General features: G+C 46.1%; 13 protein-coding genes. All 13 read left to right on the top strand.

Annotated features, from left to right (window positions below):
- Window positions 1-16: 16 nt before the first annotated feature.
- The 13 genes from ACKI5J_RS14090 (at window position 17) to ACKI5J_RS14030 (ending at window position 24,509) form a co-directional block, all read left to right on the top strand.
- The gene (locus ACKI5J_RS14090) at window positions 17-4,399 is read left to right on the top strand and encodes a two-component regulator propeller domain-containing protein (RefSeq protein WP_407430126.1); all 4,383 of its coding nucleotides are present in this window, start codon (window positions 17-19) and stop codon (window positions 4,397-4,399) included.
- Window positions 4,400-4,545: 146 nt separating this feature from the next.
- Window positions 4,546-7,029 (top strand): glycosyl hydrolase family 95 catalytic domain-containing protein, encoded by a 2,484-nt coding sequence (locus tag ACKI5J_RS14085; RefSeq protein ID WP_407430125.1) that lies wholly within the window; start codon window positions 4,546-4,548, stop codon window positions 7,027-7,029.
- 116 nt (window positions 7,030-7,145) lie between these two features.
- Window positions 7,146-9,269, top strand: coding sequence for a hypothetical protein (locus ACKI5J_RS14080; RefSeq protein WP_407430124.1), 2,124 nt, complete (start codon window positions 7,146-7,148; stop codon window positions 9,267-9,269).
- A 33-nt stretch (window positions 9,270-9,302) separates the two neighbouring features.
- Window positions 9,303-10,979 (top strand): glycoside hydrolase family 28 protein, encoded by a 1,677-nt coding sequence (locus ACKI5J_RS14075; RefSeq protein ID WP_407430123.1) that lies wholly within the window; start codon window positions 9,303-9,305, stop codon window positions 10,977-10,979.
- Window positions 10,980-11,029: 50 nt separating this feature from the next.
- Window positions 11,030-11,617: an RNA polymerase sigma factor gene (locus tag ACKI5J_RS14070; RefSeq protein WP_407430122.1), complete on the top strand. Its 588-nt coding sequence runs from the start codon at window positions 11,030-11,032 to the stop codon at window positions 11,615-11,617.
- A 92-nt stretch (window positions 11,618-11,709) separates the two neighbouring features.
- On the top strand, window positions 11,710-12,714 hold the full coding sequence (locus ACKI5J_RS14065) for a FecR family protein (RefSeq protein WP_407430121.1): 1,005 nt from the start codon (window positions 11,710-11,712) through the stop codon (window positions 12,712-12,714).
- Window positions 12,715-12,762: 48 nt separating this feature from the next.
- A complete protein-coding gene (locus ACKI5J_RS14060) occupies window positions 12,763-16,308 on the top strand; it encodes a SusC/RagA family TonB-linked outer membrane protein (RefSeq protein ID WP_407430120.1) in 3,546 nt (1,181 codons plus the stop codon).
- A 10-nt stretch (window positions 16,309-16,318) separates the two neighbouring features.
- A complete protein-coding gene (locus tag ACKI5J_RS14055; protein ID WP_407430119.1) occupies window positions 16,319-17,806 on the top strand; it encodes a RagB/SusD family nutrient uptake outer membrane protein in 1,488 nt (495 codons plus the stop codon).
- A gap of 378 nt (window positions 17,807-18,184) precedes the next feature.
- Entirely contained in the window at window positions 18,185-20,569 is a 2,385-nt protein-coding gene (locus ACKI5J_RS14050; RefSeq protein ID WP_407430118.1) for a TonB-dependent receptor domain-containing protein, read from the top strand.
- A 46-nt stretch (window positions 20,570-20,615) separates the two neighbouring features.
- Window positions 20,616-21,857, top strand: coding sequence for a DUF4374 domain-containing protein (locus ACKI5J_RS14045; protein WP_407430117.1), 1,242 nt, complete (start codon window positions 20,616-20,618; stop codon window positions 21,855-21,857).
- Between the two features lie 8 nt (window positions 21,858-21,865).
- On the top strand, window positions 21,866-23,128 hold the full coding sequence (locus ACKI5J_RS14040) for a PepSY-associated TM helix domain-containing protein (RefSeq protein ID WP_407430116.1): 1,263 nt from the start codon (window positions 21,866-21,868) through the stop codon (window positions 23,126-23,128).
- Window positions 23,129-23,148: 20 nt separating this feature from the next.
- Window positions 23,149-23,868: a DUF4198 domain-containing protein gene (locus tag ACKI5J_RS14035; protein WP_407430115.1), complete on the top strand. Its 720-nt coding sequence runs from the start codon at window positions 23,149-23,151 to the stop codon at window positions 23,866-23,868.
- A 158-nt stretch (window positions 23,869-24,026) separates the two neighbouring features.
- On the top strand, window positions 24,027-24,509 hold the full coding sequence (locus ACKI5J_RS14030; RefSeq protein WP_407430114.1) for a hypothetical protein: 483 nt from the start codon (window positions 24,027-24,029) through the stop codon (window positions 24,507-24,509).
- Window positions 24,510-24,523 lie beyond the last annotated feature (14 nt).

The following is a 24,523-nucleotide window of genomic DNA, read 5'->3' as shown; positions in this document are numbered from 1 at the left end:
TGCCGACCGCTCTGTTATGATGTATAAAAGACAGCATTTAGCGATGTGTATGATTGCCGTAGCTTTCCTGATCCATAGCGTGAGGGGCCAGGCTCAGCCGAACTGTAAGGTGGAGATCTTTTCTACAGAACACGGTCTGCCTCATGATGCGATTAACCATATTGTAAAAGACAAAGAGGGGTTCCTCTGGCTTGCTACTTGGAACGGAATAAGTCGTTATGATGGGGAAGAGTTTGTTTCTTACCGTTCTTTGCCGGGTGACAATTCGGAACTAAAGAATAGCCGGATCAACTATATGGTCGAAGACAAAAATAACCGGTTTTGGCTATTGGCGGCGGATGATCAGGTATACCGTTTCGATAAGGTTACTGAGCGCTTTCTTAACGTATCCCGTTTGATTAATGCCAGAGTTAAAAAAGATTTGCGCTTTCAGACTATTGAGATACTGAAGGATGGTTCCGTTTGGCTGATCTCTGAGAACGATGGCATTTTCTGCCTGAGAAATCCGGAATCAACAAAGATGAAGTTTTCCTGGTATGATACAGGTCAGGTTAACTTCGTACACCAGGATCAAAAAGGAAGTGTCTGGATAGGAACAGATAAAGGGCTTGACTGTGTCTCTAAATCTTCAGGAGGCCTATTCACTTTTCGTGTAGTGAATAAAGCGCTTGCTTCGGGGCGTGGTTATATGGTTTGCAAGGAAGACAAGGGTTATCTTTATTTTGGAACCTCTCGCGGAGAGCTTGTTGTATACGATAAAAGCAAGGGTTGGAGTAGCGATGTGAGGGAGAGGTATCAGGTTCTCGAGCTGAGCTCAGGCAATTCTATCAATGCGCTTTGCATATCTGCCCAACGTTCTCTGGTATATGCAACCACTTCGGGCGGTGAATTAGTTAGCGTACCCCGGGGCGGAGTTGCACCAGTTAGAAAAAAGACCTTTAATCAGCCCATACATCGGCTTTATGAGGACCGGCATGGAAAGCTATGGATAGAGCCGGCAGAGCAGGGGGTCATTATGTATGATCCGTCAAATGGCACTCAACGGCACTTTACACAAAAAGCCGACCGGGACTTTAAGGTCTACACCCGGTACTTTCAGGTATATGAAGATCGGGCAGGACTGGTATGGGTGAAGATGAAACGCGGCGGTTTTGGTTATTACGATTCGGAAACAAAGCAGATCGAATATTTCTATAATGAACCTAATACGTCCACGCGCATGTTCTCGAACATGGTAAGTTATCTTCATTATGACCGGGATGGTGTCTTGTGGTTTACAACCGATGAGCGCGGCTTGAATAAGGTGATTTTTCAGGCAGATAACTTCAGGCAAACGCTTCTCCGTCCGGGTGAAAGTCTTAAGTCTGAAAATGACGTTCGGGGTATTCTGGAGGATAGGGAGGGCAGGCTGTGGTTAGGAGCTAAAAGTGCCGAGTTATATGTTTTCGGAAAGCAGGGGAGATTGAAGGATCTTTTTGTGAACATGCCTGTTGGGGGCTTGGGAATGGTCTACACGATAATTGAGGACCGGAGGGGCCATATCTGGCTCGGAACGAAAGCGAATGGCTTATTTATTGCTTCGCCGGTTAATAAGGAGAGGACTAAGTATACGCTTCAGCATTTCCACGTAAAAAACGGATTGGGAAGTAATGAAATCTATTCTCTTCTGGAGGATGCTGACGGCAGTGTATTGATAGGAACTATCGATGCAGGTCTCTGCGTAGCGCAATGGAAGAATGGATCGGTAAGTATAGTACCAGGAGACCAGGTTTTTGGAAAATATCCCACGGAACTTTTCAAAAAGAACCGCCACCTTAGTTTGGATAGTCAGGGAAATATTTGGGTAGGAACAACAAACGGCTTGCTGATACTGGACGGAAAAAAGAGGGGCAGATGGAAAAGTTACAGTAAGGTTAAGAATGACAGCACGAGTCTGGGAATTAATGATATCCAGTATATTTTCAGGGACAGGGCTGGGCGCATGTGGCTGGGCACCTCAGGGGGAGGACTAAATCTGGCGATTGGAGATAAGGTCTTTGAGTCGCTTAAATTTAGGAGTTATACAACGGCCCAGGGTTTATCCAATGATTATGTGCTTAGTTGTACAGAGGATGAGGGCGGTCATCTGTGGGTCGCTACGCAGGGCGGGCTCAGTCGTTTTGACCCCTCAAGAGGTTATTTTAGGAAGTTCGATTCTTATGACGGCTTGTCGCAGGTCAGTTTTTCAGAAGCTTCTTGTATCAGACATTCAAACGGTTCTATCATCTACGGTACATCAAAAGGGTACATTTCTTTTTTTCCGGCGAAGCTTCGTGATTCCGAAGAAAACAGGCGGATTGTGCTAACCAAACTGCAGGTGAATAATGAAGACGTAGCTGCAGGTGATGGTCATCAGCTTCTCCGTTCTAACATTAACTACACCACCGACCTTACGCTCCGTTACGACCAAAATACAGTCAGCGTAGACTATGCTTCTCTCGATTACCGGTCGAATGCCAAACAGCAGTACGTTTACCGGTTGAGGGATTTCGACAAAACATGGCAAAAGAACAGTAACCGGAGAAGGATCAGTTATACAAATCTTCCGCCCGGCGAGTATGCGTTGGAGATAAAACATGCAGAGCAGGACACGGGGAAAGCTGACCAGTTCCGGCTGCTACATATTCATATCCTGCCACCGCCCTGGAGAACCTACTGGGCTTATCTGCTCTATGTTGTCTTGTTCGCGGCTATCTTTGAAGGGGTCAGAAGGACAGTTATAACCGTTATCAGACTGCGTCACAAAATTGCCGTGGAGCAGGAGCTTGCAGCTCTGAAGATGAACTTCTTTACCAATATATCTCATGAGTTACGTACTCCTTTGACGCTGATACTGAATCCGATAGAGGAATTGGCCCAAAGGGAAGATCTTTCCAAACAAGGCAGGTCTTACGTGGAGATTGTCCGGAAGAATGCCAATAGGATGGTTCGCTTTATTAATCAGCTTCTGGATCTCCGCAAGGTTCAAAGTGGTAAGGCCAGCTTGAAAATAACATCGGTAGACCTTGTTGCTCTGCTTAGAAATGTAACGTATTATTTTGAGGAAACCGCCCGGCAAAACAATATTGAGCTACAGCTCGACTCATCCAGAGATGTGATGCTTGTGCAGGCTGATGAGGAAAAGCTGGACATAGTGATCTATAATCTGCTCTCCAATGCATTTAAGTTCAGTCCTCCGGGTAAAAAGATCCGGGTGGAAGTAAGCGATTCAGAAAATGAGGGAAATTTTGTCGTCAGAATCCATGATCAGGGTTCTGGCGTGCCAGTAAACAAGCTTCAAAAAATTTTTGAGTTGTATTATCAGGATGAGGCGAAGGATGGCCTGCAGCTTAAAGGGACAGGAATCGGATTGGCGTTATCCAGGGAGCTGGTCGACCTTCAAGGGGGTAAGATCTTCGCTAGTGTTAATGGCGACGGAGGTTTGAGCGTTACTGTAGAACTGAAAGCCAGCGATGTGGAACTTTCAGGAAGTGCGCTGTCCGCTGAACATATTTTAACTGACCTTTTCGATGAGAGCGTCAAGGGCCGCCCTCTCGCAGGTTTTGGACGAGCAGCAATCACAGAACAGCCTTCGGTCCCGCTGAAGGTAGGGGATCGCCCCCTGGTATTACTTGTGGAAGATAACGATGATCTCAGGGCTTTTCTGCGAGAGCAGCTTAGTGATACCTACCGTGTGGAGACCGCCGTCAATGGCGAGGAAGGCTTGAGTAAGGCTGTGATACTACAACCCGACTTGATTTTGAGCGACGTGATGATGCCCTTGATGGACGGCATTGAAATGCTTCAGAAATTGAGGGAAGATCAGCGGACCAGCCATATTCCGCTGATCTTGCTCACAGCGAAATCATCTATTGAGAGTCAGATTCAGGCGCTTGACTTCGGAGCAGACTACTATATCACCAAACCTTTCAGCAACGCCTTTCTCAGAGCTTCTGTGCAAAACCTGATCAGGTCCCGGAAAGAGCTTTTCAAGAAGCTGCTGGAGAACCCGGGAGATGTAACGTTACGCCCGAGCGAGGTCGTCATTACCTCCCGCGATGAGCTGTTCCTGAAGGAGGTTATCCAAATTGTAGAAACCGGTATGATTGATCCGGGGTTCAATATTGATGAGCTGGCAGAAAAAATTGGCATGGGACGTACGACCTTCTATAAAAAGTTTAAAAGCCTGACGAATATGACACCAGTCGAGTTCGTCAGGGATATGCGGGTTCAGCGCGGCAAACAGATGCTGGATGCTGGTGAAATCAACATCGCTTCGGTAGCATACAGTGTGGGGTTTAATGATCCTAAATATTTCGGAACGTGCTTCAGGGAAAAGTACGGAATGCCCCCATCTGGTTATCTGAGATCATTACGGTAAACGCCTTGAAAGGGGATTTTGTCGAAAATTCGACCAATTCTGATAGTTTTTGGCGTTCGGTTTCAGAGGCGATGACTTCTTTTGTCTTGGTGCCACGTTGCCTGGAAGGGTGATTGGTACCCATCTCAATGTAAATCTAATTTCATATGCTTTATTATTCGATTAAGCGATTCACGCTTATGACCGGACTGGCACTGCTGTCTGCTTCCGGACTTATTGCCCAGACAGATCTTAAGCTTTGGTACCGGGAACCAGCGTCTAACTGGAATGAGGCGCTACCGGTCGGAAACGGCAGGCTGGCAGCGATGACCTTCGGAAGGCCTTCTGAAGAAGTTATCCAGTTGAACGAAGAAAGCGTTTGGTCGGGAGAGCCCGGCAACAACGTGGTAAAGGGACTTAAACCAGGTATTGAAAAGATGCGCTCGCTAATATCTCAGGGAAAATATGAAGAAGCACAGGATCTGGGCTTGAAAATTATTCCCAGGCAGGTGGCGACAGATAATAACTATGGGATGAAGTATCAGCCGGTTGGCAATCTGGTTTTGAAGTTTCCCGGACATGAGCGTCCTGAAACCTACTACAGGGATCTGGACATACATAACGCTATAAGCTCAGTTTCGTATAAAGTGAAAGGTGTAACCTTTCGCAGAGAGTTGCTGGCTTCACTGACAGACGACGTGATCGTTATGAGACTGACTGCAGATAAGGCCAGGAGCATTCATTTCAAAGCGGCCATGAACAGTCCGCATGAGCAATGGAAAAGTAGTGTCGTTAACGGTATGGTAGCGCTGGACGGTGTTTCGGGCAATGCGGACAACAAGACCGGAAAGGTAAAGTTTAAGTCGCTGGTGCGGGTCATTACCGAAGGTGGAAAGTCCGCTTTTTCAGGGGACAGCCTGAGTGTATCTGGCGCAACAGCCGCTACTATTTATATCTCCATCGGGACCAACGTAGTCAATTATAAAGATTTGAGTGCTGATCCGCATGATCGGGCGCTTTCCCGTCTTAACGGGGCAGTAAAGAAGCATTATGCCGCACTTAAAAGTGCGCATATTCAGGAATACAAGAAATATTTCGACCGTGTAAACCTGCAGATTGCGGGAGCAGCTAAGGTTGACATGCCTACAGACCAGCGGGTGAGGGAATTTGCGAAGGGTAATGATCCTGGTTTGGTCAACTTGTATTTTCAGTTTGGACGCTATTTGCTTATATCGAGTTCGATGCCCGGCACACAGCCTGCGAATCTTCAGGGTAAGTGGAATGACAGGGTCAACCCACCATGGGACAGCAAGTATACTATTAATATCAATACGGAGATGAACTACTGGCCAGCGGAGCTCACCAATCTGTCGGAGATGCATCAGCCACTATTTTCAATGATCAGGGATCTGGCGGTAACGGGTAGGGAGAGTGCTTCAGAGATGTATGGCGCGAGAGGCTGGATGGTGCACCACAATACGGATCAATGGAGAATCACGGGTCCTGTCGACGGAGCATTCTATGGTATGTGGCCAATGGGAGGCGCATGGTTAAGCCAGCACCTGTGGCAACATTACCTTTATTCAGGCGATACGGCTTTTCTGAAAGAGTACTATCCAATCTTGAAGGGTGCCGCCACTTTTTATAAGGACGTGCTGCAGGAAGAACCGGTCAATAAGTGGCTGGTGGTAAGCCCTTCGATGTCCCCGGAGAACTCGCATCGTGGGAAGGTGTCTATCACAGCAGGTACGACTATGGATAACCAGCTGGTCTTCGATGTGCTGCAGAATTCGATCCGTGCAGCAAACGTTTTAAATACAGATCAAAAATTTGCCGATTCACTTAAGACGATCCTTATGCGTATTCCGCCGATGCAGATAGGTAAGCACGGCCAGCTACAGGAGTGGATGCAGGATCTTGACCGGCCTGATGACAAGCACAGGCACATATCGCACCTCTACGGGCTTTACCCAAGTAATCAGATATCCGCCTTCTCCAACCCCCAGTTATTTCAGGCAGCACGAACTTCACTGATTTTCCGAGGAGATAAGTCTACTGGATGGTCTATGGGCTGGAAGGTGAACTGGTGGGCGAGGTTGTTTGACGGAAACAGGGCATATAAGCTTATTACCGATCAGCTTAGTCCTGCGCCTCAGGAGACTTCCGGCCAGAACGGAGGAACCTATCCCAACTTGTTTGACGCTCATCCTCCCTTTCAGATAGACGGCAATTTCGGATGTACAGCCGGCATTGCAGAGATGCTGATGCAAAGCCATGATGGAAATATTCACCTTCTACCTGCCCTTCCGGATGTTTGGGGAAACGGATCGGTAAGCGGCCTGGTTGCAAGGGGCGGTTTTATTGTGGATATGGAATGGAAGGATTTCAGGGTAAGTAAGCTGACGGTCACTTCTAAGATCGGCGGTAGTTGCCGACTGAGGGTTAAAGGGAGGCTGAAATCAGCGTCTGGCGAAGCGTTGCGGATCGCTTCAGGAGTGAACAAGAACCCGCTTTTTCAGACGGCGGAAATTCAAGAGCCACTGGTATCCAAGGAGGCTGTAATCCAGACGCCGGGGGTGGATGAAGGAATTCTTTATGATGTGGAGACCACAGCAGGGAAGAAGTACGTGTTCATCCAGGATCAGGGATAAATACCCTTTCAACCCCTTCATAAGGTGATCCTGTTGAGCTAGGTAGGTACAGGATAGTCATAAGCGTTATTTTTCACAACTTTAACCCATACGAAACTCAATTAATTAAACCGTCCATGTTAAAAAAGATATCATTTGTTTTCTCTGCTGTTATTCTCGCTTCGTTATGCGCAGCGCAACAGCCTGAAAAGATAGATCGTTTCGCTCTTGTTGAACGTAACAGCCCCAGGATAACGGAAATAGCAGAATTGTCTTCCCTGTCGGTAGGAAACGGCAATTTTGCTTTTACCGTAGATGCTACAGGATTACAAACGTTTCCTGAAACCTATTCAGCAGGAGTGCCCCTGGGAACACAATCACAGTGGGGGTGGCACAGTTTTCCGAATACGGAAAATTTTAAACCCGAAGAAACACTGAAAAATTACAACTTCAGGGGCCGTAATGAATTGTATTCGGTTCCGTTTAACGAGGCAGGAAGACAACGGGATGCTGCGGAATATTTCCGTGTAAATCCTCATCGCATGCATTTAGGGTACATAGGTTTGGAACAGGCGAGTGGACGGTTAAGATCTGAGCAGATCAGCCAGGTGGATCAGAAGCTCGAACTGTGGAACGGAGAGATTAAAAGTAATTTTTCTATCGGATCGGACCCGGTAAGCGTCAGAACTGCTGCTCATCCTCAATATGATGAGGTAGCTGTAGCCTTGAGTTCTCCTTTACTTGAAAAGGGGAAACTGAGTATTAGTTTTCGGTTCCCTTACCCTTCAGGCAAACATGCGGATGACGCTTCAGACTGGACTTTACCCGAAAAGCACAGGACCGAGGTCATATCAGACAGGAAGGGCGTTATCATTTTCAAAAGGACGTTGGATACTACAGTCTATTATGTGACAGTGAGATATACAGGAAATGCATCATTGTCGGAAAAAGAACCCCATTATTTTGTGCTGACTCCAAAAAGCCGCGACTTCTCGTTCACTTCAGCATTTACAGAAAAAGCCCCTGCTCAAAGCCATGGAGGTGCCAAAGAAACATTCACGGCATCGTCCAAGTACTGGCAGGCATTTTGGACAAAGGGAGGAGCGGTTGATTTTTCGAAGTGTACAGACGGACGGGCGCAAGAGCTGGAACGTCGGGTAATCCTTTCACAATATTTGCTGGCTATCCAATCGGCGGGCATGTACCCACCACAGGAGACTGGTCTTACCTATAATAGCTGGTTCGGAAAGTTTCACCTCGAAATGCATTGGTGGCATGCGGCAAATTTTGCCCTTTGGAATCATGGCAGCCTGTTGGAACGTAGCCTTGGCTGGTATGACCGGGTCGCTCCTGTTGCAGGCAAGATAGCGAGCAGGCAGGGGTTTGAAGGTCTGCGCTGGATGAAAATGACTGATCCTTCAGGTACGGAGGCCCCCTCCAAAGTTGGTTCGTTCCTGATTTGGCAACAACCGCATTTTATTTATATGGCCGAACTGCTGTACCGGAGCAACCCTTCGCCGGAGGTAATCAGAAAATATGGACGCCTGGTTAACCAGACAGCAGATTTTATGGCTTCCTTTGCCTCTTATGATAAAATAAATGATCGCTATGTGCTTAAGGGTGCGATCCCAGCACAGGAAACTCTTCGGGCATCGGAAACAATCAATCCCCCATTTGAACTTTCATACTGGCATTATGCTCTGTCTGTTGCTCAGAAATGGAAAGAGCGGGCTGGTGAAAAGCGAAATGCGCAGTGGGATGAACTGATCGGTAAGCTTTCGCCTCTGGCAGCTGCAGATGGCTTGTACCTGGCTTCTGAGGATGCTGTGGATACGTATAAGGACATAAGGTTCACGTCAGACCATCCGGCGATACTGGGGGCATTGGGCATTTTGCCTCAAAACAGGCTTATTCGCACGGATTATATGATGAATTCGTTGAATTGGATTTGGGATAACTGGAATTGGAAAAAGACTTGGGGCTGGGACTATCCTATGACAGCTATGGCTGCCGCCCGATTGGGCGAACCTGAGAAGGCGGTAGGAGCGTTGTTAATGGATCAGCAAAAAAATACGTATCTGGTGAATGGTCATAATTATCAGGATGCTCGTCTTCGGGTTTACCTTCCCGGAAACGGCGGTTTGCTGACAGCCATTGCCATGATGTGTGCCGGATGGGACGGTAATGAAAAGAAGAATCCTGGCTTTCCTAAAGATGGCAAATGGAACGTGATATGGGAAAATCTTCAGGCTATGCCATAAATTTTATATACAACACACTTAATTATGATGAAAATGAAGTATCTATTCCCTGCGGTTATGCTTATTTTGACGGTGATCACGGCAAGCTCGTGCACTAGCCCTCAATCTGAAAGTAAATACGCGTATCTGTACAAAGATCTGCCATTTGAAATGCCCGTTATATCAGCTCCTAAGTTTGCTGATAACGATGTGAGGATAACAGATTTTGGCGGAGTCGGCGACGGAATATTTCTCAACACGCAAGCATTCTCCAAGGCTATCGATGCGTTGTCGGAAAAAGGAGGGGGACGGCTGATCGTTCCTTCGGGCGTTTGGTTTACCGGTCCGATTGTATTCAAAAGCAATATCAATTTGCATCTTGAAGATCAGGCCATCATATTGTTCTCTCCCGATAAATCCTTGTACCCTCTGATCGAAACATCCTTCGAAGGGCTTGACACCCGCAGATGCCAGTCTCCCATATCGGGTAGTAATCTGGAAAATGTAGCGATTACGGGCAAGGGAGCAATTGATGGCAACGGTCATCACTGGCGTCCACTTAAAAAACAAAAAGTTTCTGAAAGCTTCTGGAAACGTGCTACAGCTCATGGAGGCGTTTTCAAACGTGATGATTACTGGATGCCGTCAGCACAATACCTGTACGGTGATTCGATAAGTGATATGAATGTACCACGGAATTTGAAAACCGATGAGGATTGGGAATCCGTGAAAGATTTCCTTCGGCCGGTTATGGTTAGCTTCAGGGAATGCAAAAATGTATATCTTCAAGGGGTGATTTTTCAAAATTCCCCGGCATGGAATATCCATCCACTGATGTGTGAGAATGTCATACTAGATGGCGTACAGGTGCGCAACCCATCTTACGCTCAAAATGGCGATGGTCTTGATCTGGAGTCTTGTAAAAATGCGATCATCGTGAACAGCACTTTCGACGTAGGAGACGATGGTATTTGTATCAAATCGGGTAAGGATGAGGATGGTCGAAAAAGAAATCGCCCATGCGAAAATGTAATTGTAGATAATTGTACGGTATTCAAAGGACACGGTGGATTTGTGGTTGGCAGTGAAATGTCGGGCGGTGTGCGCAATGTTTCGGTTACAAATTGTCAGTTCCTGGGAACCGATGTCGGTCTTCGTTTTAAGAGTAAGAGGGGCCGCGGTGGTGTAGTGGAAAATATTTATATATCGAACGTCAGTATGTTTGATATTGCTACCGAGCCCTTATTGTTTGACCTCTATTATGGAGGGAAGTCTGCAGTAGAAGTCCTGGAAGGGGAGGCTGAGCCCGTAGAGACCAGGTTTGAGCCGGTAGATGAGACGACTCCTTCATTCCGAAATATTTACGTCAAGAATATTTCTTGCAGCAACGCCCGAAGAGCCATGTATTTTAATGGTCTCCCGGAACACAATATTGATAACATCAATATTGAGAATGTGACTATTCATTCTCAAGTAGGGGCGGAGCTTATTGAATCCGAAAATATAAAATTGAAAAATGTGCAGATCTATGCGGCGAAGAGCCCGGCGCTGTTTTTAAAGAATGTGAAAAATGTACAGGTAGAGGGTTTCAAAGCCGACAGTGCGCATAGTAACATATTCGAGGTGACCGGCAGCAGGACGAAAGATGTTAACATTACGTCATCGTATAGTGCTGCATCACTGAAAATAGGAGCTGGAACTGAACAGGGAACTGTCAAACTCTCGAATTAAGATTTTAAGGTGCTTTGAAGAAATTCCTCAAAGTAGTTGGTGAATAACTTATGAAGGCGTCTTTCGAAGCGGATTATGAATCTGTTGAATTATGGAAGCTGTTAATTACGGGGGACAGGTCGGCGTTTAAAACGTTATATGACCAGTATGTACAGGTTTTATATAACTACGGCCGCCGTTATACTAAGGATGATGCGCTGATAGAGGATGCAATTCATGATGTATTTTGCCATCTTTGGAAAAGCCATAAAGCGCTTTCTGTACCTGTTTCCGTTCGGTTCTATCTATACGCCTGTGTTCGTCGTGTTCTTCATAAAAAGCTCCGACAAGTAGAAATAATGTTGAACAATCGCTTGTCCGCGGAAAATCATTTTGAGTCCGGTGGACAGGCGACAATTGAAGAACAACTTGTACTGCAGGAGGAGCAATTGCAGATAAAATCTAAGTTGCGGGTGTTGTGGAGGCAATTGTCTGACAATCAAAGGAAGGCGATGTATTTGAAGTTTGTTCGAAAGAAAACAGCAGCAGAAATCTCAGAGGAAATGGGTCTTGGCAGAGAAGCCGTTTATAAAATGATTCAGCGGGCTGTAAAGGAAATGCGAGGCGGTGTGCTAAGCTTTTTCACTTTTTGGCTATAGACTTCTGCCTGCTCCTGCAGAAAAAAAATAGAATATTTTTGTCCAATTTTTCAAAAAGAGTGCTCTATCTGTATAAAACAACATAAATACGGATGGATCTTTTTAGTCGCTATAAAGACTATGATGCAGATGATTTTTTAAACGACCCTGCGTTCTGGAACTGGATAATGAAGGAAGGAGATGTTGAAGATGACCTTTTTTGGGAATCTTTCTGCGAATCTTTCCCGGAGAAACAGGTAGCGATTAGTGAGGCAAAACAGGAGGTTATTCGCCTTAACTCACTCGGTTATGATATGCCCTTAGCTAGGGTTGACCTGTTATGGAGCAGAATTGAGAAGGATACTGCTCTCCCGGCAGCTGCGCCGAGAGTTGTAAGGTTTAAGCGATTAGGGCTTGTTGCAGCCGTTGCGAGCATTCTTATTGTCTCTGCTTTAACCTTTCTTTATTTATTCCAATCCCCATATAAAGTAATTAAAACAGCGTATGGCACTCGTAAGGAAGTAGTGCTTCCGGACGGGTCCAGGGTAAACTTGAATTCCAATTCAGAGCTTAGGTATTCAAAGTTTGACCTCACTAAGCCGAGGGAAGTCTGGATTCAAGGCGAAGCTTTTTTCCAGGTAAGCCACAAAAAAAACAACCAGAAATTTGTTGTCCATGCGAATGATCTGAACGTTCAGGTCATTGGTACCACATTTAATGTAAATAGTCGGGAAGAGCAAACAGACGTGATTCTCTCTACCGGAGCAATCCGTTTGGTCATCAACGGCGCTAGTGAGGAGCTGATGCTGAAGCCTGGAGAAATGGTGCATTACAAACATGGATCAGGCCCTGTAAAGAAGCGTCCGGCGAACGTCAGCAAGTATACCGCGTGGAAGGAGAATTATTTGACATTCGAAAACGATTCTCTTGGATATATCTTCGATGTTCTCCGAAATAATTACAATCTCCTTATTGAAACAAAAGAGCAGGAAATATTGCAAAAGCGATTTACAGCTACTGTTCAGGCAGACCGACCTGATCTTTTGCTGGAAGGAATCACGGAGGCTCATTCACTCAAGCTAACAAGAAAGAAAGGATACATGCTGATATCTTTTTAGTTACCGCGCATGATCAAACAAACCAGTATAAATTTTAAACTAACCAAAATGAAGTACTTTACAAGGTGGCATCTTTCTAAGATCCTTTTTCTAGTACTATTGGGCTTGTCGGGAACCAGCGCTCAGGGGCTGATTTTAACAGCCAATAGGATTATGGAACGCAACATCAGTTCCGTTCAAACGTCACATTCTTTGAAAGAAGTATTGAGGCTGATGGAAAATGAGCATAACGTACGGTTCATGTATGATCCTGAGTCTATAAACGAACAGGAGAGTAAGGAAATTGATTTAGAGGTATTAAAAAGGCTGGAAGGTGCTATATCAGAAACGCAAGTTAATCAGACACTTGAACCTTTTGTGCTCAGTGCGAAGAAAATCGACGGTCAGTATTTTCTGATTCAAAAGAAAGCTGGTGTGCCTGTGTCAGAAACCGATGTTTCTCTTTCTTCCTTAATAATGGCTCAGGTAACTGTAAAGGGCCAGGTGAGATCATCTGAGGATCAATTAGGAGTTCCTGCTGTAGCGGTGAAAATCAAGGGAACTACGCATGGTACTTTAACGGATGCTGAGGGCCGGTATTCATTGTCGCAGGTAGAATCAAATTCCACGTTGATTTTCAGCTCTATAGGTTTCTTGACGCAAGAGGTAGCTGTAGGAAGCCGCACGCAAGTGGATGTAGTGCTTGTGCCCGATCACAAGCAGCTTGATGAAGTTGTGGTGGTGGGTTATGGAACTCAAAAGAAATCAACCATCACCGGCGCAATTGCGACGTTTAACGCCAAAGATCTTGACGAACGGCCGATTAATCGGGTTGATCAGGCTTTGGTAGGGCAAATGGCCGGAGTGCGTGTAGCGCAAACGACAGGTGTGCCGGGGAAAGGGCTGAGCGTCCAGGTAAGAGGCTCAGGTTCAATCACTGCGTCTAATGAACCACTTTACGTCATTGACGGATTTCCCTTGGCTGTGAACGGCCAAAATTCCAATGGTGGATACACAAATGGTAACCCTCTTGACAATATCAATCCGAACGATATCGAGTCTATTCAGGTGTTGAAAGATGCGTCCGCATCGGCCATTTACGGCTCCCGGGCGGCCAATGGAGTAGTGTTGATCAGTACGAAGAAGGGAAAATCAGGCGCCCCGAAGATCAATGTGAATGTGTTTACAGGCCTTTCTAAAAGTACGAAAAAGATCGATCTGCTTAGTGGAGAGGAATGGATGGCCAGAGCCACCGAAATGATCAATAGCCGATGGGTTGCTTCGGGCGCGGGGCGTACCGCCTCACAGTCTACGGAAGAAAGGCGACGCATCCTGGGATTAAAAGAAGGAGCTTTCAACACGCAGCTGATGCTGGATGATCGCTGGGCCATGGCAGGACATCCAGGGCTGTCAATTATTGACTGGCAGAATGAACTGTTCCGTACGGGATCAAGTACGAGCTATCAGGTTGGAGTTAGTGGAGGAACTGATATTGTTAAGTACTACGTGTCGGCGAATTATGCCAATCAGGAAGGCGTTATTTTAAACCAGCGGTACAGACCTATCTCAGGGAGGGCAAATATTGACATCAAGCCTACGAAAAGGCTAACGGTGGGCATGAACGTTGCGCCGACTTATTCCGAGCTCTTTGAGCCCGGACACGGGGGCGGATCAACAGAGGGTAAAGATGCTTTTCTTCACAGAGCACTAATCTTTAGTCCTGTTGCAGAAGATACAATGGGTGTAAATGTCAATGCCTTCAATAATGAGAGTTATCGATGGGGGACGACGAACAACAGCTCTGCAGCTATTGCCAGAGAGACCATTGGCAATACGAAAAACTTCCGCACACTGGCGACTGTTTATGGAGACTATGAGCTGATAAAAAACCTCCATGTCAAGACAACGCTAAACCTCGACAATACCGATGCCAGCACGAAGAAATTCACTCCGCATACAGTGAACGGAAATTTGTCGTCCAGGATAAATACTCCGGGAGAGATCACCCGTGGTACCTATTCTACCTACCGGTTGAAGACGTTTGTGAATGAAAATACATTGAACTACAATACCACGATCAAGGCTAGACACGACATTTCTGCCCTGGCCGGGTTCTCGTATAATTTCACCTCATTGGATGCGTCGAACATGGCATCATCGGGGGGATTTACGAATATCTACGTCACCACCTTAAATGGGGCAGCGGCCATCACAGGAAACACAACGGAAAGTGAGAATAAGATGCTTTCATGGTTTGGACGGCTTCAATATGCATATGATTCCAAATACCTGCTTTCTGCAAGCATACGGCGTGATGGGTCCTCTCGGTTCGGCGTAAATGCAAAGTGGGGATGGTTCCCTTCTGTTTCTGCCGGCTGGAAAATATCCGAGGAGAACTTTTTGAAAGATATAGACGCGCTTAGTGAGCTTAAAATCAGAGGAAGCTGGGGAAAATCAGGGAATAATAATATAGGAGACTATACCAGTATTTCGACTTTGGGTAATTATAACTACAGTTTCGCCGGCAGCCAGGCAGGTGGTTTGGCACCCGATATTATTGCGGATCCGGATTTAAGCTGGGAGAAGTCCAATACCTGGAATGTAGGAATTGACGCCGGACTTGTTCAGAACCGCATATACGCGTCTTTTGACTATTATACGAAAAAGAACACCGACCTCCTTTTATATGTGCCCACTGTCGCTGCATCAGGCTTCGGAAATATGCTCACCAATATAGGCGCTGTTAACAACAAGGGATGGGAAGCCGAACTAACGACAAGGAATCTTGCCGGAGCTTTCCAGTGGACCACCACCATGAACCTAAGCTATAACACCAACAAAATCCTTAAGCTCGGAGCAAATAATTCCACTATAGAAATCCCGCTGCCTAACAACTACAGCGGAGATGCCTTTACCGTTTTGCAGGTGGGGCTTCCAATCAACAGCATCTCGGTTATTCATCGGAATGGAATCCTGACGGAGGAAGATATCAACAATGGAGCGGCCATCGTTCCTGGTCAGCAGGCTGGTGATCCCAGGTATGTGGATGTGAATCAAGATGGCGTTATTAATGCAGCTGATCGGCAGATCTCGGGCCATCCGAACCCTAACTACATTTGGGGTATAAACAATAGCTTCAGGTTTAAAAGCTTTGACCTGTCGGTACTCTTGCAAGGGCAGTCAGGAGGTTCGCTCTACTCCTTATTAGGCCGCGCCATTGACGTAACAGGTGTTGTGTTCGCGGACAATCAGCTAGGAATTCACCGGGACAGATGGACAGCTGAAAATCCTGATCCGGACGCGCCAAGAGGAAAAGCGACTTCTTCGAATTTTTCACCCGTAAACAATACCGACTGGCTTTATTCAACGAATTACTGGAGGATCCGGAATATTACTGCCGGCTATAATATAAAAAGCAAAACGCCCTTTTTCCAGTCTGTTCGAATTTACATGACACTTGAAAATTGGTTTGGGCGGGATAAATACTATGGCGGCTATAACCCCGAGGCGCAAACCACGAATGTGAGCGGTGACTCCAAATTTCCTGTTGCTGCGGATTATGGTGGCATGCCGCTTCCAAAGTCATTCGTGGCCGGTATAAATGTTACATTTTAAAGATATTACTATGAAAATGAGATATGTTTTCCTGCTTCTTTCGGTCCTTTTGTGCCAGGGTTGTACTGATCAGCTTGAGCTGATTCCAGAATCCAGTGCCACGACAGTAGTCTTCTATAAAACAGAAAGCGACTTTACGCAGGCTGCAAATGCGGTTTACGCGGATCTGAAATCCTATCCAAACAGAGTGTTGGATCTCTCGGAAACCCGATCAGATAATATATATGGGGTGTCTGATGACGGTAAGCGTTATTGGGATGCCATTAATAATTTTTCTCCATCGCTGGCAGGTAATACCAAGATTATTTCTGCCTGGAGCGGTAACTATAGCGGCATATTCAAGGCCAATACTTTGCTCGATCAGCTGTCGCGAAACGGAAGCGTATTAGGAGAGTCAATAAGGCTCAGGCTTGAGGCAGAAGGGCGTTTCCTGCGTGCCTTCTATTATTTTGATCTGTTACGGTTGTTTGGTAAGGTGCCACTTATTGATAAAGTGATGACAGCAGCCGAGGCTTCGGGTGTCTCCCGCACACCGGTTGAAGAGGTTTATTCGCTGATTATAAGTGATCTTCAGTATGCTGCTGAACATCTGCCCGAAGTGTATGATGCAAAATCAGTTGGGCATGCGACCAAATATGCCGCTAAAGGATTGCTGGCGCTGGTCCATATGACCCGTTCGGGGCCTTCGTACTCCATAGAGGGACCAGGCTTAGGCGTTAACGAATGGTCTGCAGCAGCTGCTTTGTTAGACGATATCATTAACAGCAAGCGATACAACATGCTCGGAACTTATGAAGAAATTTTCGGATACGGTAACGAAGGCAATTCAGAGGTTATTTTTGATGTTCAGTATGTATCGGGCGGACTTGGTCTCGGTGGAGAGTACCCATCGTTGCTACTCCCTGATCTTTACGTTCAGCAGATTGCAGGTTTTGCTGGTGGTGTGATGGTTCGCCCCCCATCAGCAGATCTGCTTGCTTCCTACCCGGAAGCGGACAGACGCAAGATGTTCTCCGTGCAAAACGGGTATACGTCCGGTGGAAGATATGATCCACGCCCATTACTTGTAAAGTTCATCGATGTGTCTAAAAAAGGTACTCGCTGGACAGACTGGCCACTCAACTTCATTGTGTTGCGCTATACCGATGTATTGTTAATGAGAGCGGAGTGTACTTTGCGAGGTGCTTCAGGATCGCAGGAGGATGTTGTTGATGTTGTAAATGACGTTAGAAAACGTGCAAACATCCCGGCATTAACAAGTGTGGATATAGACGTATTGCTAGCTGAACGCAGACGCGAGTTTATCGGTGAAGGTATCCGCTGGCATGACCTTGTCAGATCAGGAGAAGTCATAGAAGTGATGAACAGCTGGTCTGCCAGGGAAGACGCGGGAAGGGTAATAGGTCAAATGAAGGCGGAATATATCATATATCCGGTACCACAGACGGAATTGAACATCATTCCCGGATTGTATGAGCAGAACAAAGGATACAACTAGTATTTCGGCTCAGAGTAATACCTGACCCCTGATTGGTGGTGTAGGTAGAGAGGCTGTATCATGGAAGAAATGATACAGCCTCTTTTTTTTGCAATGGTTTTCTATCTCACCTGCGGCAAGGTATAGTAACCTTCTTTCTCAATGTATAACTGGAATTTTTGGATAGAAGTACCGCGGTGAAAGATTGCTTATGCCTTCTAAACTATTTTGTAAGACAACTTAAAGTGCCAGATATGAATAAAAAATAACTAAAGATCTTAATTGTTAATTGGAATTATTCTAAATAGTCTATATTTGAAATGAAATAAGCCGCACAAGTACCAGTTGTGCGGCTATTATCCGGCTAGGCCGGTTCACCTTTAACGTTACTTAAAAGTCATGCAAATTACGAAATTTTTGCTTGTGGGCATGCTATGTGCCTGCAGATTTCTTGCCTTTGCGCAGGACAACCCCCCGGGAAGTATCAGTGGATACGTCAGAGACGGCAACGGAGACCCTGTTATTGCCGCTACCATCAAGTTATTAAACACATCAGCGGGCACCATCTCCAATGGCCAGGGCTTCTATAGGATAGCGGCCATAATGCCGGGGAATTATGTTTTGCAAGTGAACTCTGTAGGATTCAGCAAAACAAGTCGCGAGGTCCGGGTAAAAGCGAGTATAAACCTCAACGTTGACATCCGACTAAACGAAAGCAGCCAGCAGATGGAAACGGTTTCTGTAATCGGTCGGTCTGACGTTCAGGAAGTTAACCGGCAGGCTTACAACGTAGTAGCGGTGGATGCTAAAAGGCTGCACAACTCGACGCTGGACATTTCTCATGCGCTTGATCGCGTTTCCGGCGTAAGGGTTAGAGAAGCCGGAGGCCTAGGCTCCCGGTTGGATTTCTCACTAAACGGTTTTACGGGCAGACAGGTGAAATTCTTTATCGATGGGGTGCCTATGGATAACTTTGGGTCATCCTTTCAACTTAACAATATTCCTATCAATCTTGCACAGCGGGTGGAGGTTTATAAAGGTGTCGTTCCTGTATGGTTGGGCTCCGATGCGCTCGGCGGTGCAATCAACATTGTTACAGCAAATGATACCAGGAGCTACGCAGATGCGTCGTATTCTTTCGGATCATTTAACACGCACCGAACCTCAGTTAACGCTGGACACACCACGCCATCAGGTTTTAAGCTTACTCTCAACGCATTTCAGAACTATTCAGACAATGACTACAAAGTTACTACAGATGTAGCCAGCTTTTCTGGTCAGTATTTTCAGCATCAAAGAGTTAAGAGATTCAACGATACCTACCATAACGAAATGTTAATCGTAGGTGCAGGGCTGGTAAACAGGTCCTTTGCAGACCAGCTGTTATTTGGTATCTCCTTAGGACAGAACTACTCGGAAGTGCAGACAGGCGCGCGGATGGTCAGTGTATTCGGCGACTGGCATCGTAAAGGTAGTATCATCATGCCAAGTGTGAAGTACTCCAAAGAGGATTTATTGGTGAAAGGTCTCGATCTGAGGATTACCGGGAACTACAATTTCGGGAAGGAGCAAAATATTGATACCGTATACCGCCGCTACAATTGGTTCCAGGAGTATAAAGAATATCCGGGGCAGGGGAGTGAACGTGAGCGTTCCATGTATAAATACGGTAATAATAATGGTTTGGGTACAGTAAACCTGAGTTATACGGCAAGCGAAAAGCACCTGTTTACGCTGAATAATGTTTACAATACATTTAACAGGAAAGGCTCAGATGAGCTAGACCCTGAAAGTGAAAAGTACAAGCAACCTCAGAAAAACGTCAAGAACATCTTGGGATTGGGTTACCAGTTCAAAGCTTCTGAAAAGTGGAATACCTCATTCTTCGGAAAATACTTCTATCAGCATAATAAGTTCTCCCAAAGCTATAATCCCAGTGGCAGCTGGGGGGATGTAGCTTATATGGTGCACGAAAATGGCCTTAATAAAATGGGATATGGCGTGGCGTCTACCTACTTCTTTACGCCTCAACTTCAGGTCAAAGCCTCTTATGAAAAGAGCTACAGATTGCCTGAAACGGACGAGCTGTTTGGTGACCTAAGTAACCTGCAGGGAAATATTGATCTGGACCCTGAACACAGCCATAACTATAACTTCGGATTGAGCTATCAGGCACAGATCAACAAGATCCATAGGCTGAGTGTCGACGGAGGCGTATTGTACCGCAATGCAAAAGATTTCATACGCCCGAGTTTGAACAACAATCATACGAAGCAGGTGATGGATAACCTTGCCGATGTAACCAATCTGGGCTTTGAGGGAGAGATCAGATATTCGTTCAGGCAGCTTTTTACGGCAGGTGTGAACATGACTTATCAGAATCTGAGGAATAATACCAGGTATGAAGAGAACCAAACGATGGAAAGTCCGCTTTACCGCGACCGGATTCCTAACATGCCATACCTTTTCGGTAATGCCGATGCTTCCATATTTTTCAACAATTTAGGCAAGAAGGGCAATACACTGACTCTGGGATATAACGCCCTGTATGTTCACGCTTACTACCTCTCCTGGCCGAGTCAGGGAACTGCCGATCAAAAGTATGACATCCCCAGGCAGTGGCTGCAGGATGTGAATGCTGTTTATTCTTTGGGGAAAGGCAAGTACAACATCGCACTTGAATGCAAGAACCTGCTGGACAATAGAGTCTACGATAATTTCTCTCTTCAAAAGCCAGGAAGAGCCATCTATGCCAAAGTAAGATACTTCATCAGCACTAACTAAGAAATCAGGAATCAACGAGGTTCAACAATCTCAAAAAATAATAATAATGAAGACTATACATTTACACCTATTTTTTGCATGCTGTATGCTCAGCCTTTTTACGGCTTGCGATCCCGAGCTAGAATACCTGAATATGGATGATACCGACTCCGAGCTCACCGGAGCAACAAAATATATCATCTCCGCCACACCGATTGGAACCACAGGAATTGCTGATTACCTGCTTACTGCCAATAGCCTGGAAGAGGGCATGATCACCACGCAGGGTAACGGACTTGAACAGGATGGCTCTTATCGTTACTATATAACCCACAAGAACAGGTTTTTTAGCATGCTCTATGGTCAGGGTAACCCGGGCGCAGTTACAAGTTATCGCCTCGATTCCACTGGGACGTTAACCAAGCTCAGTAACTTTCAGAGTGAGACGGTACAAGTATTTGCTCCTGTAATGGATGATGTCCTGACCGTCAAAGTGCCAAGATCTGGTAATGAATTTGCCTCCATGTTCCGCGTCGATGCCCGCAAATACCAGATTGTAGGGGAGAAGCAAGTAAATATTGTTCAGCTGGCAGGGAACGGTGAACGGGCACACTTTACATGGGCTACTCAAGTGGGCGACAAGCTATTTCTGCCATATATGAGCATCAAAGGAAAGGCCCCTGACGCATTTGGAACAGCATATCCAGACAGCTCATGGGTAGCGGTATTCTCTTATCCCGAACTTGAGCTTGAGAAGGTAATAAAGGATAACCGTACCAGCTATATCGGCGCATATTTTAATAACGGCCTGGTTGAAACAGAGAATGGTGACGCCTACGCCTTTTCTCCTGCAGCGGCAACAAACAACAACGTCCCTACGTCTACCAAACCCTCGGCTATTGTTCGTATCCTGAAAGGAACAACCGAATTTGATCAAGGCTACTTCTTCAATGTGGAGCAGGAGTCTGGCGGTCATCACATCGCTGCTCAATCGTATCTCGGTAATGGGATCTTCATTCTGCAGATGTACCCTCAACCGAAGTCCCTGGAGGGCATTGCCAGAAAATTCGCCGTAGCTGATGTGATCAATAAAAAATTTAAGTGGGTAACCGGTCTTCCAGACGATATTACGAAAACAACAACCATCAATAACTATTCACCAGGCGATGGCAAGACGGGATATATTGGAATTACAACTGCCAGTGAAGGAAGCTACGTCTACATCTTCGACGCGGAAATTGGTGCTGCCAAGCGTGGATTGAAGGTTGAGGGAGGAACAATTACTGCGATAAACGCCCTTAAATATTAGTCAAAACCATGGCAACTTCCACATTTAAGAAGGTAAACAACTGGCTGCATCTCTGGCTGGGGCTTATCTCCGGAATTATCGTGTTCATCGTGTGTATTACAGGGTGTATCTGGGTATTCAACGAGGAAATCACTGCTCTTTTAGAGCCCGAAACCCGGATGGAGAAGCAAGACAAACCTGTTCTGAAGCCCTCGCAACTCAGCAGCATCGCCCTCCAGCTTCACCCGGATAAAAAAGTGTCGTATGCCATGTATCAACAGGGACGTACCATTAATATCAACCTGAGGGGCGCAAAGGAACAAGGTAGACGAGGCGGGGGGACTACGCTGAAGCTAAATCCTTATACAGGAGAAGTGGTTAGCCAGCAGATACATAAGAAGGGCGAGACTGATTTCTTCCGTTTTATTTTGAACGGTCACCGCTTCCTTTGGCTTCCCTTTGAGATAGGGAGACCCATTGTGAATTACGGGACATTGGTCTTTGTGGTGCTTTTGATAACCGGTCTTATCTGGTGGTATCCAAAGAAGTGGAACAAAACCGCCAAGGAAAAAAGTTTTAAAATCAAATGGGGGGCTTCCTTCAAGCGGGTGAACCTGGATCTGCATAATGTTTTAGGTTTTTATTCGCTGTTATTCCTTCTGGCTATCTCATTAACCGGAATGGTCTATGGCATCAAATGGTATAGCGAGGGGTTATATTGGGTAACCTCCGGTGGACAAACGCTGGTTCCATACGAGCGTTTGCAGTCTGACTCTTCACAAGCCAATAAATACTATACTCCCGAGCAAGCGATGGATATCGCCTGGGAAAGGGTAATCACCAAACATCCAAAGGCCGGTGGTTTTTACTACAGCTTTGCTGATAGTGCGAAAGCGAAGGCCACCATCGATATCACTATTTATCCCAGTGCAGGGCAATTTTATAATAACAAAGGTTATACGTTCGACCAACATACATTGAAGCAGCTGGAGCGTAAGGATGTATACGCTACCGATTACGAGGAGGCGTCATTCGGTACGAAGTTGAGAAAGATGAACTACGATATCCATGTAGGGAGTATTCTGGGTTTCCCCGGAAAAGTGCTTGCCTTTCTGGCTTCACTCATTGGCGCTTCTCTGCCTGTCACCGGCTTTCTGGTCTGGTGGGGGCGTAAATATGGAAAAAAGAACAAAAAAAAGACGCCGGTAAATAAGGATGGTACCCGGGCGGTAATGAAGCCGTCTGGTCAGATACTACAGGCAGCAGCTGCAACGCCGAAAAACGGCAGGTAATTAATCTTAACAAAAACGAAATGAACAATCTGAAAACATTATTAATGCTGGTCTTTTTAACTGCAGGCACCGTAAACCTGTATGCTCATGCGCTCTGGATAGAGACATCAAGTAGCGGAAAAAAAGGGCAGCCCCACGAAGTGAAAGTTTTCTACGGCGAATACGCCGCCAAAGAATTGGAAGAAACGGGGAAATGGTACTCTGATGTAAAAGACTTTGCGCTCTGGCTTACAGTACCCGGAAAGGAGAAAGTGAAGTTGAATACCACAGCTGGAACTAACTTCTACTCCGCCAGTTTTACACCTGAACAGGATGGCGTTTACCTGTTGACAGTGAGTCATGAGGCAAAGGATCTTGGCGGAACAACGAAGTATGAGTTCTCGTCAGTGGCCGTGGTTGCTGTAGGTAGATCAAATGCCATCGATCACCTGTCCATTCCTAACTCCATTAACGTGGCTGCGAATGAAGCGAAGAACTATAAAGTGAACTCACCTGTGCAGCTTAAAGCTGTGCTCAACGGTCGGCCTGTAGCGAATAAACCGGTATCCGTATCTTCTCCCGAAGGCTGGAGTAAAGAGTTTATCACAGATGCTCATGGTGGTATCTCGTTCATTCCGTTGTGGCCCGGCACGTACGTCCTGGAGCTTAGCAGCTTCGAAAAGACGAACGGAGAGCATAACGGTCAGAAGTTTACGGCTGTATGGCAGGGTGCAACCTCAAGTATCGGGGTTACCAGATAATACTAAGTCCTGGTTACCCAATTGTTGGTTTGGATTGGGTAATTCAGGCACCAACTTTTTAAGTGACAGGTTGCCGGGTAGGTCACAGCATGGACATTTTGCCGCGAAAGCAGACAACTTGCTGTGAAACTGGCATTGCATTTGACCCATTTATTGCTATGAAAATCAAACATGTTCCTAAAGTCAGCTTTCTTTTGCTGGCAGCGGCGTTGTTCACATCAAGCTGCGGTAATGCCAATCATGGCAAGACGGCTATGACTTCGGGTACAACACCTCCCGAAGAGCCCCTAAAAGGCTGCTACATCGCAGTGATCAAAAGAGACACGATTCAGCTTGCGATTACCGAGGTACGAGGCAATCAAATCAACGGGAGCCTGGTCTACAACTTTTGGGAAAAGGACAGATCCAAAGGCACCTTCACCGGAGAATACAAAGATGATATTTTGTCGGCCAGGTATGTGTTCAACGCTGAAGGAGCCAGGTCAGAAAGACCGGTCATATTCAAGAAGGTGTCTGAGGGCTTTGTAGAAGGTTTCGGTGAGACAAATACTGAACAAGGCAGAGAAGTATTCATAAATCCGGGTGCTGTTAATTTTGAGCAAAGTTATACGTTGAAACATACTGATATTTGCTTACCTTAAATTCTGGTACGTTA

Source organism: Arcticibacter sp., from assembly GCF_045629565.1.
Lineage (GTDB): Bacteria > Bacteroidota > Bacteroidia > Sphingobacteriales > Sphingobacteriaceae > Arcticibacter.
The sequence above is the reverse complement of the archived record's forward strand: the minus strand, read 5'-3'. Positions and strand labels throughout refer to the sequence as shown.